This is a genomic window from Sphingobium sp. R-21, from assembly GCF_049913335.1.
Taxonomy (GTDB): Bacteria; Pseudomonadota; Alphaproteobacteria; order Sphingomonadales; family Sphingomonadaceae; genus Sphingobium.
This window is the reverse complement of sequence record NZ_CP184374.1, coordinates 2,325,517-2,338,367: the sequence shown is the minus strand read 5'-3', so window position 1 is coordinate 2,338,367 and position 12,851 is coordinate 2,325,517. Positions and strand designations below refer to the sequence as shown.

The following is a 12,851-nucleotide window of genomic DNA, read 5'->3' as shown; positions in this document are numbered from 1 at the left end:
CATTCTCCAGGGTCGAATTCGCATCCGAATCCTGCGGGAAGATCAACGGTGTACATCCGCTCAGGGAAACCTTCCTACCCCGCCGCGAGACAGGACAATGATATCGACGCCGTGATTTTGATGACAAGTCAAACGTCTGCCACTAGGATGCTCTCGACAGGCCCTTGTCGATCAAGGCCGAACATGGAAGTGGAAGCGTGACCAAAATCAATACCGCTAAGGTACGCGGAACGAACCCGTCGCCGGAATCCGGGGTATCCGATCCGATCAAGCTGTCAGGCTGGGTGCTGCCGGGAATGGATTACCCAACTTATCGTCTCTCGCTTGTCGGCAAGGCGATGAACCGCATCACGGTCCGCAAGCTCTCGGCGGCCAACGATCTGACCTATGCCGAATGGCGCGTGTTGAGCCGATTGGCGACGACTACCGGCGGGGCGACGATACGACAGCTCGCGGATATGTCGTGGGCCGACCGCGCGGAAGTAAGCCGGGCCGCCAGTCAGCTCGAGGGACGAAGCCTCGTCGAGCGGCGCGACAACCCTGAGGATCGCCGCATGCCGATCCTGTCGCTGACCAAGGCGGGTCGCCGCAAGTATGAGGCGCTGGTCGGTGAGCGTACCGCGTTCCACGAGGCGTTGATGAGTGATCTGACTGACAACGAGCGAGTTACCCTGGACCGCATTCTCGGCAAGATCGCGCTCCGGTTGGAATCGATGAAATGATCTTCGGCTAAAAGCCGGGAGGTGCAGCGAGGGAGAAGCGCCGGCCCTCGTTGCCGAACCTACCGGCGTAACTTTCCGCCACCTCGTTCCACGATCGATCGTTTTCCCAGCATCGGTCATGCTCGCCGTTCGCGCACATGTGCGAGCGGCATTTCAGATCGGGTAGTGGCCGGGCTGGGTTTCGATCGTGATCCACCGCAATTCGGTGAAGGCGTCGATGCCGGCGCGGCCGCCGAAGCGGCCGTAGCCCGAGGCCTTGACCCCGCCGAACGGCATCTGCGCCTCGTCGTGCACGGTAGGTCCATTGATGTGGCAGATGCCCGACTTGATCAGCTTGGCGACGCGAAGTCCGCGCGCCGTGTCCCGCGTGAACACCGCCGCCGATAGCCCATATTCGGTATCGTTTGCGAGCTCGACTGCATGTGCCTCGTCGCGTGCGCGGATCACTCCCACCACGGGTCCGAAGCTCTCCTCTCGGAACAGCCTCATTTCGGGCGTCACTCTGTCGATGACGTGCGCCGGCATCAGCACCCCGTTCGCCTCGCCGCCGACGAGCTGCTCTGCGCCGTTCGCAATCGCGTCGTTGACGAGCTCGCGCACCCAATCGACTGTCTTCTGGTCCACCACGGCGCCAAGCGGGGTCTTCCCCTCGCGCGGGTCTCCGACCGGCATGCTCTCCACCTTTTCCTTGAATCGGCGGTTGAACTCGTCGGCCACGGCGTCCAGGACGATGATGCGTTCGGTCGACATGCAGATCTGGCCCTGGTTCATGAACGCGCCGAACGCGGCAGTCTTCACCGCCTCGTCAAGGTCGGCATCGTCCAGAACGATCAGCGGCGCCTTGCCGCCCAACTCCAGCAATGCGGGCTTCAGATGCTCGGCCGCGCGCCTGGCGATGATTTTGCCGACGTGGGTCGAGCCGGTGAAGTTGATGCGCTTCACCTCCGGATGATCGATCAGCGCGCCTACGATTTCCGCGGCGTCGGCAGGGGCGTTGGTGACAATGGAAATCGCTCCCTCGGGCAACGCCTCGTTGAACGCCTCGCCGATCAGCGCGTGCGTGCGCGGGCACTGCTCGCTGGCCTTCAACACCACCGTGTTGCCACATGCCAGCGGCGTTGCGACGGCGCGCACGCCAAGGGTGATCGGCGCGTTCCACGGCGCGATGCCGAGCAGCACGCCCACCGGCTCGCGCAGCGCCATTGCGATGCAGCCCGGCCTGTCGGAAGGGATCACCTCGCCCGCGACCTGCATGGTGAGCGCGGCAGCCTCCCGGATCATGCTGGCGGCAAGCATCAGGTTGAAGCGCGCCCAGCCTTCGGTCGCGCCGATCTCGCCCATCATCGCGTCGATGAACTGGTCGGTCCGCGCCTCCAGCGCGATCACCGCCTTCATCAGCGCTGCGCGTCGGGCGTTCGGTCCCAGGGCCGACCATGCGGGGAATGCCGCTGCTGCTACGGCGGCTTGGGCGTCCTCGACACTCGCGGCCTTGACGGTCGTCGCCACCTCGCCGGTGAGGGGGTTGCGGCGTTCGAACACCGCGTCGCGCGGTGCTGACGGTTGGGTCTCCATGATCTATCCTCTAAAGCGTGTGACTTGACGCGATCAGGTCTCGCACCCTTGGTTCGGCCATCTGGCGGACCGTCGTCATCATGTTCGACAATCCCTGCGCGTCGTCGCGCCTCTTCCATTGTCCACATGAGACGCGTGTATCGCCGCCAGCCTCACTGAAATGCGCTCAGCTCGGAAGGGGAGCGACCCCCCAGCTTACTGCGATATCTTCGCTAACCCGAGTATCTCCCGCGCCTCTTCGGGGGAGGCTATCTCCCGTTGGAGTTCGTTGGCGATCCTCACCGTGCGGGCTACCAGCTCCTCGTTGCTGGCTAGGCGACCGCGGCTGTAGTAATTATTGTCCTCCAGACCGACCCGGACGTGTCCGCCCAGGAGCATCGCCTGAGTGGTTGCGGGAAGCTGTGCCGGTCCGATCGCGGACACGCAGAAGATCGATTGCGGCGGCAGCATGCTCACCATCGCCGTAAGAATGTCGTGACTATAGGGCATCGCGCCCTGGAAGCCGTGGTCCGCGCCCAGAACCATGTTGATGTAATAAGGGGGTTTGTCATACCCCTTCTGGATCAGGCGGGTGACATCCTGCAGAATGTGGCTCGGACCGAACACCTCCCATTCGGGCTTGATGCCACGCTCCACCATCCGCTTGACGAGAGTTTCGCACCGCGATGGCGGCGTGACGACGAGGATTTCCCTGCCGCCGTGGACGTCCACGAACGTCATTCCGTCGAAGGTCGCCATCTCGGCGCCCGCTTCGCAGCCTTTCAGCCGTTCCTCGAAGTTCGATTCGAACAGGCCGTCCTCGCGGGCGACGAGCATGTCGCCGCTGGAGCCGCCACCCGTCGAGTTATTGATGATGATGTCGCACTTGGCGCGAATCCGTTCGTTGATGTCGCGGTAGATGTCTGCATTGCAGGTGGCCCCATCGTCCGGCCGCCGCGCGTGGAGCGCCGCGATCGCCGCGCCTTCCTTGTAAGAGTTGTAGACCGAATCGGCGATCTCCGCCGGCTGCGTTGGCAGATTGGGGTTCTGCGCTTTGGAAGCCATGCCACCCGTCGGTGCCACGGTGACAATCAACTTCGAGCTGGCCATTCGATATCCTTCCGATTCAACGATCAAGCATGACACTGGCTGGGCCTTTGCGACGTGCCCACAGCTTTCGGGAAGCTGCCCGCCGGCTGGCGACCGCTTCCTGCAACGGCCCGGTCCGTGCGCCCTGTCTTCAAACACATTGACGAATCAACGATAGCGTTCAGAAAGGACTCGTGCAAGCAGATCGAACATTGCGGTGAAGAGACTGGGGGTTCATGCCTGTTCAAGGCGGTGCGGTGCCGGGAACGGGCCGTCCCTGCGCTCGAAGATGAGCGCCGATGTGCTAAGGGGGAGTTCTTCCCGTCGACCTGGCCCGGCGCTGATCGAGCTAGGACGGACCGACATTCAGCCCCGACGGCCTGCAAATGTTGGCCCTTCGTGCTTCCGGTGCTCACCTACTGGAAGTACGCGGCGCGCCGGGTCACGAAAAATCACCATTTTCGGCTCGTCATCATCTGAACGTCGATCCGTCCTAGGACTGATCGGGCCAGGGAAACTTTCAGCCGCCATTCCTGATAGAGATCTTATCGAGCTCGGCTGGACTCGCGTAGCCGGTGGCCGGCACGGGCTGCTTGTTCTCGTTGAGGATGAATGTCGTGATATCGAGCGCCGCCTTGGGATCAAGGCTGCCGGGATCGGTGAGGGGCATCGTGCTGAGTATCCGACTGTAGAGCCGGCGCGCCGGCGCGCCCGCCCAAGTCGCAAGGAACGCTTTTCCCTTGAGCTCAGGGGCACCGGGGCCGACCAACTGTTCGCCGTGGCAGCTTGCACAGTTTTGGCTGTAGGATGCGGCGCCGGCGACGAGCTGTGGGGCCATCGAGCCTGAGACCTGAGGCGCCGCCGCTGCTATCGGCTGCTGCGCCCACGCGAAGCCCGCCCCCGCCAGGAGCGCCACGGATGCCGCAGCTGCGATGATCATTGTCGCACCGCCCAACAGCCGTCCATGACCACTCTGCTGCACCATAGTATCGCTCCTAAGTTCTCCAGCCAGGATGCTGTGGGCACATCCTTGGCTATTCGCCTCCAAGAGGCGCCCTTCCCGCTAAATGCGACCTGAAGTGGAACCGCAATGTCGATGCCGCCGGAGCCTCAGGGCAGAAGGATGCGGTATATGATCAGGACGCCAGGAACTCAAGATACTTCATGACTCATCATGGATTTCTGTGCTGGAGCGTTCCGAACCGGCGCTCCGATGGACTGGCGAGCGTTGCGGGAACCTGTCCTCTATATGCTCTGGGCCACAGTTGGAAGGGCAGCTATAAACTAGGCGAGTGCAAAAGTCGTTGCACTGCTCGTATCATTGATCTATCAAATATTAGGCAAGGAGAGGCAAGGCCGATCTCACTTGCTGCGCGATGCCGTTGTCGACTGTCGGGCGCTGCTCGTGGCGGCGTGCTGATTGACCGCTTGAAAGGGGGCAGGGCATGGAAGGTAGTGGGCGCCGGGAGGTGAATCTCGCCGCGGTGCTGGACAACCAGCCCTTCGGCCGGACACAGATTTCCGTCCTTATCCTCGTCGTCGCGGCGATGTTCGTCGATGGATACGACATCTTCATGCTCGGGAAGATAGCTCCGGCCGTCGCAGAGGGTGTAGGTGTGAAACCCGCTGCCATGACGATCGTCTTCCTCCTGCAGCAAATCGGACTCACGATCGGCTCTTTCGTTGTCAGCCCGCTGGCTGATCGCTTCGGAAGGAAGCGTGCTCTCGTCTGGTCGCTGCTCGTCTTTGGCCTCATCACGCTTGCGACGTCCCTGGCGCACAACATTATGCAGATCGCCGTGCTCAGGGGCCTGGCCGGCATTTCTCTCGCCGGTACCGTGCCGATGGGGGCTGCCCTCATTTCCGAGTTCGCGCCTCGACGGCTGCGGAGCACAGTGATTGGGGTCGCGATGGTGGGCTACTCGGCTGGCAACGCGGCCGGCGCCGGAGCGGCGTTCCTGATTCCGGTCTACGGTTGGCAGGCTGCCTTCTGGGTGGGCGGAGCGCTTCCGCTCCTGCTCACTCCGCTGATGGCTGTTTTCCTGGTTGACTCCGCCGTCGCCCAGCCTCGTCGAACAGGCGCGGGAAGTGATCTGAAACGGTTGGTGCGGCGCATCGATCCCAGACTGGATCTGAGCGGTGACGAGCGGTTCGTGCTGCCGGAACGGCTGCCCCGCGAGAGGTCCGGCGTCTTCGAAATCTTCCGGGGCGGCCGGGCACGTGCGACCACGATCATCTGGATCTGCTGCTTCTTCAGCATGGGCAACATCGCCCTGCTCTACGCTTGGCTGCCGTCCTTTTTCCGCGAGATGGCGGGGGTGTCGCTGCAGCGTTTCGCGGTTGTGGCTGCTATCGGCTTCTTCGGAGGCGTCATGGGCACGCTGAGCGTCGGCCGCCTCATGGACTGGTTCGGTGCGGGCCGCCTCATACCGCTATTCTACGGTGCTCTGGCGGTGTCGATTTTCGCCATCGGACAGGTGCCATTCGACAGCCCGTTTTTCGTGCTCGTGCTGGTTGTCTGGAGCTTCTTCTCCGCCGGGGGACAGTCCGGACTGAACATGCTCATGGCCCAGATATATCCGCCCGAGATGAAGAGCACCGGGATCGGCTGGGCCGGAGGGGTCGGACGGATCGGCGGCATTGTCGCGCCCCTGCTGGGCGGCGCCGCGCTCACCTACAACTGGTCGCTCCCGATGACCATGACCACGATTTCCATACCCCCGCTCATCGTCGCGATGCTGTTCCTGTTCATGCGCGGCACGCCGCAGGCTGTAGCTGACGTCGCACGGCCAGCAGGTCTGCATTGAGCGAGCGAGCGGCGGTCCATCATTTCAGCAACAAGGGACGATAATGGCCTATCCTGAACTTTGCATGATCATCGACGGCGAGCGGATTCCCGTCGGCCATCGTCGCACGCACACTGTCATCAATCCCGCGACGCTGGAGCGACTGGGCGAACTGCCCCTGGCGGACGCCGCCGACCTGGACCGGGCACTTGACGCTGCGGCGCGTGGCTTCGCGACATGGCGGAAGTCGACGCCGGAGCAGCGCGCCGCGGTTCTGCTGGGCGCCGCTTCGATCATGGCCGCGCGGGCCGAAGACATCGCGCGGGTCGCGACGGCCGAGCAGGGCAAGACTCTGGCCGAAGCCAGAACCGAAGTAGCGATGAACGTGAACCTGTTCCGGTTTTACGCGGGCGAGTGTCACCGGCTTTACGGGCGTTCGCTCGTGCGGCCAGCGGGCTCACGTTCGATCGTGACGAAGGAGCCCATTGGCCCCGTAGTCGCGTTTAGCCCATGGAACTTTCCCATCAACAATCCCGGGCGCAAACTGGGCGCGCCCATCGCTGCGGGCTGCTCGGTGATCCTCAAGTCGGCGGAGGAGGCGCCGGCCTCGGCAATCCTCGTGCTGGAGTCCCTGCTCGAAGCCGGACTGCCAAAGGACGTTGCGCAGGCAGTATTCGGCATCCCGGACGAGGTGTCACGCCATCTTCTGGCATCGCCTATTGTGCGCAAGCTCTCCTTCACCGGATCGACTCAGGTTGGAAAGCATCTCCTCAAGCTTGCGGCCGATGATTTCAAGCGGACCACCATGGAACTCGGCGGCCACGGCGCGGTGCTCGTGTTCAAGGACGCGAAGGTGGAGAAGGTGCTGGACACGGTGGTCGCCCACAAGTTCCGCAACGCCGGCCAGGTGTGCGTCGCACCGACGCGCTTCATTATCGAGGACGCCATTTACGACGAGTTCGTCGACGGCTTCGCCGGTCGCGCCGCCGCACTGAAGGTCGGCAACGGCGCCGATTCCGACAGCCAGATGGGTCCGATGGCGAACGCGCGCCGGCTGGACGCCATGGACCAGTTGATCGGTGACGCCAAGGCGCGTGGCGCCCAGGTTCGGGCCGGCGGGGAGCGGATCGGAAATCGGGGCTTCTTCTTCCAACCGACCGTCATCACGGATGTTCCGCTGGACGCCGACATCATGAACACGGAGCCCTTCGGACCTGTAGCCATCTGCAACGCCTACGGGTCGGAGGACGAGATGGTCGCGGAGGCCAATCGGCTACCCTATGGGCTGGCCGCCTATCTGTGGACCGACGACGCCAATCGGCAGCGCCGGCTGTCGCGTGAGATTGAGACCGGCATGCTGGGCATCAACACCAGCAAGATCGGCGGGGCGGATGCCCCGTTCGGCGGCGTCAAATGGTCGGGCCACGGCCATGAGGACGGCCTGGAAGGCGTTGACGCCTGCCTCGTCACGAAGGCCATCCACGAGGAGTAGTCCGGCGCACGGGCTAAATCAATGATTGGCCAATTGAGAATCGTTCGACGTTCAGAAAAACGCAGGATTCTTCAGTAGGCACTTTGCACGCCGCGCATATTTCATTATGATGATAAATCAATTAATATGTGCATCGGAGGTCCGACTCCCTGGAGTCGGGGGACATCAAGAAGGGGAGAAATTTGATGACGAAGGCGCGCATCGTCCACCGCGATCTACGCGGATCGGGCCGAGAACGCCCAGCTCTGGGATGTCGAAGGGCGCAGGTTCATCGACTTCGCTGGAGGCATCGCCGTACTTAACACTGGACATCTCCATCCGAAGGTCACCGCTGCCGTCCAGGCGCAACTCGCGCGATTCTCGCACACCGCCTTCCAGGTGGCCGCATACGAGCCGTATATCGAATTGTGCGAGCGACTGAACGCTGCGGCGCCGTTCAGCGCCGACGCAAAAACGATCCTCCTGACGACCGGCGCGGAAGCGACCGAGAACGCGGTGAAGATCGCTCGCGCGGCGACCGGCCGATCCGGGGTCATCGCCTTCAGTGGCGGCTTCCATGGACGCACGCTGCTGGCGTCGGCCATGACCGGAAAGGTTGCGCCGTACAAGCGACGCTTCGGCCCCATGCCTGGCGAAATCTTTCACCTGCCGTTCCCGACCCAGATCGGGGACGCCACCGTGCGGCGCAGTCTGGACGCGCTCGCCGGACTATTTGCCGCGGATGTCGAGGCGGAAAGGATCGCCGCCATCATCATCGAGCCCGTCCAGGGCGAGGGCGGCTTCCATGTCGCTCCAACCGAACTGCTCCAGGCCCTGCGCCGGATCTGCGACGAGCACGGTATCCTCCTCATCTCCGACGAGGTCCAGTCGGGTTTCGCCCGTACGGGCAGGATGTTCGGCATCGAGCACAGCCACGTCGAACCCGACCTCGTCTGCGTGGCCAAGCCGCTCGCCGGCGGTTTCCCGCTGGCGGGGGTGATCGGTCGCGCCGAGATCATGGACGCGCTGGATCCGGGCGGACTCGGCGGGACCTATGGCGGGTCGCCGGTGAGCTGCGCGGCGGCGCTCGCCGTGCTTGACGTAATCGAGGAGGAAGGGCTCAACGCCCGTGCGGAGATCATTGGAGCGGCACTGCGGAAGCGCATCGAGGGATATCGCGACGCCGGGCTGCCGGTCGCGAACCTCCGTGGCCTTGGCGCGATGATCGGCTTCGACGTGCTGGGAACAGACGGCGTGCCCGACGGCACCGCTGCCAAGGCGGTCTGCGCGGCGGCGCTTGAGGAGGGCTTGATCGTCTTGTCTTGTGGAGCGAAGGGGGAGACGATCCGGATCCTGGTGCCGCTCACCGCTTCGGACGCGATAATTGGGGAAGGGCTCGATATTATCGAGCGCTCGCTGACAGCGGTGGCTGGTTTCGGGCTGTGACCTGGCGCAGCGGCTCGGCAAGTGGCCTGCCGATCCGAGAGCGCTTGACCCGAGATCCTCGAAGTGTAATGTCGTTGACTAAACAATGATGTCGCGCTGAATCGCGTCGCCACATTCGGCGGCCCTGCGGCGCCGCCGAATATATCATCATCATCTCGACGAGGCACGGTATGAAATTCCCGGACACGCCCAGTTTCACCGGCTTCTTCGCCCCTTCCGGCGTCGAGGCCGAAGTGCGCAACCTCCCGGTGGTCGCGGGTGTCATTCCGGCGGACCTCGACGGCAGCTTCTACCGCGTCGCGCCCGATCCGCAGTACCCGCCACTCGCCGGAAACGACATCTGGTTCAACGGCGACGGCATGGTCACGCGGTTCCGCTTCAAGGATGGCGAGGTCTCTTTGCAGCAACGCTGGGCGCGCACCGACAAGTTCCGACTGGAACGGGAGGCCGGGCACGCGCTTTTCGGCGCCTATCGCAATCCGCTGACCGACGACGGGAGCGTGAAGGGCCAAGTGCGCGGAACGGCGAACACCAATGTGGTCGTCCATGCCGGCAAGCTGCTCGCGCTCAAGGAGGACAGTCCGCCGGTGTGGATGGACCCGGAGACGCTGGAGACGATCGACCCCAAATACACCTTCGGGGGCAGTATGACGTCGGAGACCTTCACCGCGCATCCGAAGATCGATGCGCGCACCGGCGAGATGCTTGCCTTTGGTTACGCCGCGAAGGGGCTGTGCACACGCGACATGGTATTCTACGTGATCAGCCCGGAAGGGGAGATCATGCGCGAAGTTTGGTTCGAGATACCCTATTACTGCATGATGCACGACTTCGGCATCACCGAGGATTATGTTGTTTTCCACGTCGTGCCGATCGTTGGCTCCTGGGAACGGCTTGAGGCGGGCCTGCCGCATTTCGGCTTCGATCGCGGCCGCCCCGTTCACCTCGGCGTCCTGCCACGGAACGGTGGCGCCGAGGACATCCGCTGGTTCTCGGCGCCAACCTGCTTCGCCAGCCACGTCATGAACGCGCACAATGAAGGCACCACGGTGCATTTCGACGTGCCGATGGCGAGCGGCAATATGTTCCCGTTCTTTCCGGACACCGACGGCGAGCCGTTCGACCCGGTCGCCGCGGCGGCGCGGATGACCCGCTGGACCGTTGACCTGCGTTCCAACAGCGAAGACATCCAGATGACTCCCCTGGCGGAGCTGACGGGGGAGTTCCCCCGCATCGACGATCGCTTCGCGGGATTGAAGAACCGCTACGGCTGGCAACTCGCGCAGGATTTGTCGAAGCCGATCGATCTGCCGGGCGGTCGGAGCGCGGCCGGCTTCATGATGAACACGCTTGGCCGGATCGACCTGGAGACGGGCGAAACGGACACATTCTGGGTCGGCCCGACCTCGTCCCTCCAGGAGCCCGCCTTCGTCCCGCGTCCGGGATCGACCGAGGAGGGGGACGGTTATCTCATCTGCATCGAGAACCGGATGGCGGAGAACGGATCGCGGCTGCTGCTGCTCGATGCGCTCAACCTGTCGCAAGGTCCGGTCGCCTCCATCGCCCTGCCGTTCCGCATGCGTCAGGGTCTGCACGGCAACTGGGTGCCGGGTCAGACCCCAGGCGCAGCCCGATCGTACCGAACAACCGTTGAACCGAGGATTTGATGAGAAGCTTCAGCGAAAATGATCTGCTCCGCGAGGCCTGCCTGATCGACGGGACCTGGATTGAGGTTGGAGACGACGGGATCGCCGTCGATGACCCTGCGACGGGCGAGATCGTCGGCCGTGTGCCGAAGCTCGGCACGGCGGAGACCGAGGCGGCGATCGCCGCGGCCGAGCGGGCCATGCCGGCGTGGGCAGCGCGCACCGCCAAGGATCGGGCGCAGGTTCTGCGTGCATGGTTCGACCTCATCATGGCGCATCAGGACGTACTGGCGCGCATCCTCACGCGCGAACAGGGCAAACCGCTCGCGGAGGCGAAGGGCGAGATTGCCTATGCCGCGAGCTTCATCGAGTGGTTCGCCGAGGAGGCGAAGCGGATCTATGGCGAAGTCGTGCCTGGACATATGCCTGACAAGCGCATCGTCGTGCTAAAGCAGCCGATCGGCGTCGTCGCGGCGATCACGCCGTGGAACTTCCCGGCCGCGATGATCACCCGCAAGTTGGCGCCGGCACTGGCGGCGGGTTGCACGACGGTGCTGAAGCCGGCGAGCCAGACGCCCTTCACCGCCCTCGCGCTCGCCGTTTTGGCCGAGGAGGCAGGCGTGCCCGCCGGCGTGATCAACGTGGTCACCGGCGGTGCGGCCGCGATTGGCGGAGCGCTGACCGCGAGCCCGGTGGTTCGGAAGCTGACGTTCACGGGATCTACCGAGATCGGCGCCAAGCTCTACGAACAGAGCGCGCCGACGATCAAGAAATTGTCGTTGGAACTCGGCGGGAACGCGCCGTTCATCGTGTTCGACGATGCCGATCTGGACGCCGCCGTCGCGGGAGCGATCGCGTCGAAGTACCGCAACGCCGGACAGACATGCGTATGCGCCAACCGCCTCTATGTGCAAGCGGGCATCCATGACCGCTTCGTAGAGGCGCTTGCGAAGGCGGTGAACGGACTGGTCGTTGGAAATGGACTGGATCAGGCGACCACGATTGGGCCGCTGATCGACGAGGCTGCTGTCGCCAAGGCCCAGCAGCATGTCGATGACGCCGTCGCCAAGGGCGCTCGCATCGTCACCGGCGGCAAGGCTCATCCCTTGGGCGGTCGCTATTTCCAGCCGACCATAATCGAGGGCGTCAAGGCCGGCATGCTCGTCCTGAACGAGGAGACTTTCGGCCCCGTCGCACCTATTATCCGGTTCGAGGACGAGTCCGACGCCATCGCCAAAGCCAATGCGACCGAGTTCGGCCTTGCCGCCTACTTCTATGCGCGCGACATGAGCCGTGCGTGGCGCGTGGCGGAGGCGCTGGAGAGCGGCATAGTCGGCATCAACACGGGCCTCATATCCACCGAAGTGGCGCCGTTCGGCGGCGTGAAGGCCTCTGGCCTCGGACGGGAAGGATCCCGTCACGGCATCGACGATTATTTGGAGATCAAATATCTTTGCATCGGTATCGCTTGAGCCTGGAACGACCTGCGGATGCGTCGCTCGGTCGCAGATCCGGCCCTGAGACGACAGAAGTTGCGCCAGGATGCTGAGGAGACGAGAATGTTAGATGGTCCCGATCTGGCGCTGCAGTACGAGCATGCGTTCGACATCCGCGTCAACTTCGATCGACGATGGACGACGGGTCCCATCCATCCTGGCGGTCCCGACTGCGGCTACACGTCGGTGGGCGAGGGCGGGATCGTGTTTGGTCCCCTACTGAACGGGCGTCTGGTCGACTATAGCGGCGCCGACTGGCCGATGATCCGCAGCGATGGCGTCGTGGAGCTCAACGCCCACTACATGATTGAGGCGGATGACGGCGCGCGCATCTACATACGCAATCTTGGCTACGTACACGGTCCGTTGGAGCGGCCTGGACGGCCGCCCCTCCCACGCTATTTCCGCTGCACGCCTTATTTCCGTGCGCCCGATGGTCCGCACGAGTGGCTGAACCGCACCGTGATCGTGGGCGTGGGACAGCGCCGGCCGCGGATCACTCCGGACGACGAGCCCGACCACTCGCTATTCCGCTACTACGCGATCAAGTAGGCGGCGGTGACGCGAACGCCTCTCGACAAGTAGAGACGATCGCGCATCCTGCCGATCACGCGCCCAAGAAGGTCGCTCACCGCGCGCTCGCG

At 63.7% G+C, this 12,851-nt stretch carries 10 protein-coding genes; 7 read left to right on the top strand and 3 right to left on the bottom strand.

All coding sequences use genetic code 11. From position 1 onward, the window contains the following. Positions 1-164 precede the first annotated feature (164 nt). Positions 165-722: a MarR family winged helix-turn-helix transcriptional regulator gene (locus ACN9MX_RS11200; protein ID WP_363756551.1), complete on the top strand. Its 558-nt coding sequence runs from the start codon at positions 165-167 to the stop codon at positions 720-722. 153 nt (positions 723-875) lie between these two features. Here the strand turns inward: ACN9MX_RS11200 and ACN9MX_RS11195 are convergent, their stop codons facing one another. From ACN9MX_RS11195 to ACN9MX_RS11185, 3 genes are all read right to left on the bottom strand, one after another. Continuing rightward, complete coding sequence (locus tag ACN9MX_RS11195) at positions 876-2,294, bottom strand: aldehyde dehydrogenase (RefSeq protein ID WP_426387020.1); 1,419 nt, start codon at positions 2,292-2,294, stop codon at positions 876-878. A gap of 195 nt (positions 2,295-2,489) precedes the next feature. After that, positions 2,490-3,383 (bottom strand): 3-keto-5-aminohexanoate cleavage protein, encoded by an 894-nt coding sequence (locus tag ACN9MX_RS11190; protein WP_426387018.1) that lies wholly within the window; start codon positions 3,381-3,383, stop codon positions 2,490-2,492. A 499-nt stretch (positions 3,384-3,882) separates the two neighbouring features. After that, a complete protein-coding gene (locus tag ACN9MX_RS11185) occupies positions 3,883-4,347 on the bottom strand; it encodes a c-type cytochrome (protein ID WP_363827060.1) in 465 nt (154 codons plus the stop codon). 460 nt (positions 4,348-4,807) lie between these two features. On the opposite strand from ACN9MX_RS11185, the gene ACN9MX_RS11180 reads away from it, so the two are divergent. The 6 genes from ACN9MX_RS11180 (at position 4,808) to ACN9MX_RS11155 (ending at position 12,759) form a co-directional block, all read left to right on the top strand. Next, complete coding sequence (locus ACN9MX_RS11180; protein ID WP_363827057.1) at positions 4,808-6,169, top strand: MFS transporter; 1,362 nt, start codon at positions 4,808-4,810, stop codon at positions 6,167-6,169. 43 nt (positions 6,170-6,212) lie between these two features. After that, positions 6,213-7,640, top strand: a complete 1,428-nt coding sequence (locus ACN9MX_RS11175) for an NAD-dependent succinate-semialdehyde dehydrogenase (RefSeq protein ID WP_363739582.1) — start codon at positions 6,213-6,215, stop codon at positions 7,638-7,640. A 213-nt stretch (positions 7,641-7,853) separates the two neighbouring features. Next, positions 7,854-9,065 carry a 4-aminobutyrate--2-oxoglutarate transaminase gene (gabT, locus tag ACN9MX_RS11170; RefSeq protein WP_426387509.1) on the top strand — a complete coding sequence of 404 codons (1,212 nt, stop codon included), beginning with the start codon at positions 7,854-7,856 and terminating at the stop codon, positions 9,063-9,065. A gap of 170 nt (positions 9,066-9,235) precedes the next feature. After that, positions 9,236-10,732: a carotenoid oxygenase family protein gene (locus ACN9MX_RS11165; protein ID WP_426387015.1), complete on the top strand. Its 1,497-nt coding sequence runs from the start codon at positions 9,236-9,238 to the stop codon at positions 10,730-10,732. After that, complete coding sequence (locus ACN9MX_RS11160) at positions 10,732-12,183, top strand: NAD-dependent succinate-semialdehyde dehydrogenase (protein ID WP_426387013.1); 1,452 nt, start codon at positions 10,732-10,734, stop codon at positions 12,181-12,183. Before ACN9MX_RS11165 ends, ACN9MX_RS11160 begins: the two co-directional genes overlap by 1 nt. 87 nt (positions 12,184-12,270) lie before the next feature. Further along, the gene (locus ACN9MX_RS11155) at positions 12,271-12,759 is read left to right on the top strand and encodes a DUF3237 domain-containing protein (protein WP_363739576.1); all 489 of its coding nucleotides are present in this window, start codon (positions 12,271-12,273) and stop codon (positions 12,757-12,759) included. Positions 12,760-12,851 lie beyond the last annotated feature (92 nt).

Bases quoted from the DNA above. Each gene is read 5' to 3' on its own strand.
- ACN9MX_RS11175 (WP_363739582.1), top strand. From the start codon at position 6,213: ATGGCCTATCCTGAACTTTGCATGATCATCGACGGCGAGCGGATTCCC.
- ACN9MX_RS11160 (WP_426387013.1), top strand. From the start codon at position 10,732: ATGAGAAGCTTCAGCGAAAATGATCTGCTCCGCGAGGCCTGCCTGATC.
- ACN9MX_RS11185 (WP_363827060.1), bottom strand. From the start codon at position 4,347: ATGGTGCAGCAGAGTGGTCATGGACGGCTGTTGGGCGGTGCGACAATG.
- ACN9MX_RS11155 (WP_363739576.1), top strand. From the start codon at position 12,271: ATGTTAGATGGTCCCGATCTGGCGCTGCAGTACGAGCATGCGTTCGAC.
- ACN9MX_RS11195 (WP_426387020.1), bottom strand. From the start codon at position 2,294: ATGGAGACCCAACCGTCAGCACCGCGCGACGCGGTGTTCGAACGCCGC.
- ACN9MX_RS11180 (WP_363827057.1), top strand. From the start codon at position 4,808: ATGGAAGGTAGTGGGCGCCGGGAGGTGAATCTCGCCGCGGTGCTGGAC.
- ACN9MX_RS11165 (WP_426387015.1), top strand. From the start codon at position 9,236: ATGAAATTCCCGGACACGCCCAGTTTCACCGGCTTCTTCGCCCCTTCC.
- ACN9MX_RS11190 (WP_426387018.1), bottom strand. From the start codon at position 3,383: ATGGCCAGCTCGAAGTTGATTGTCACCGTGGCACCGACGGGTGGCATG.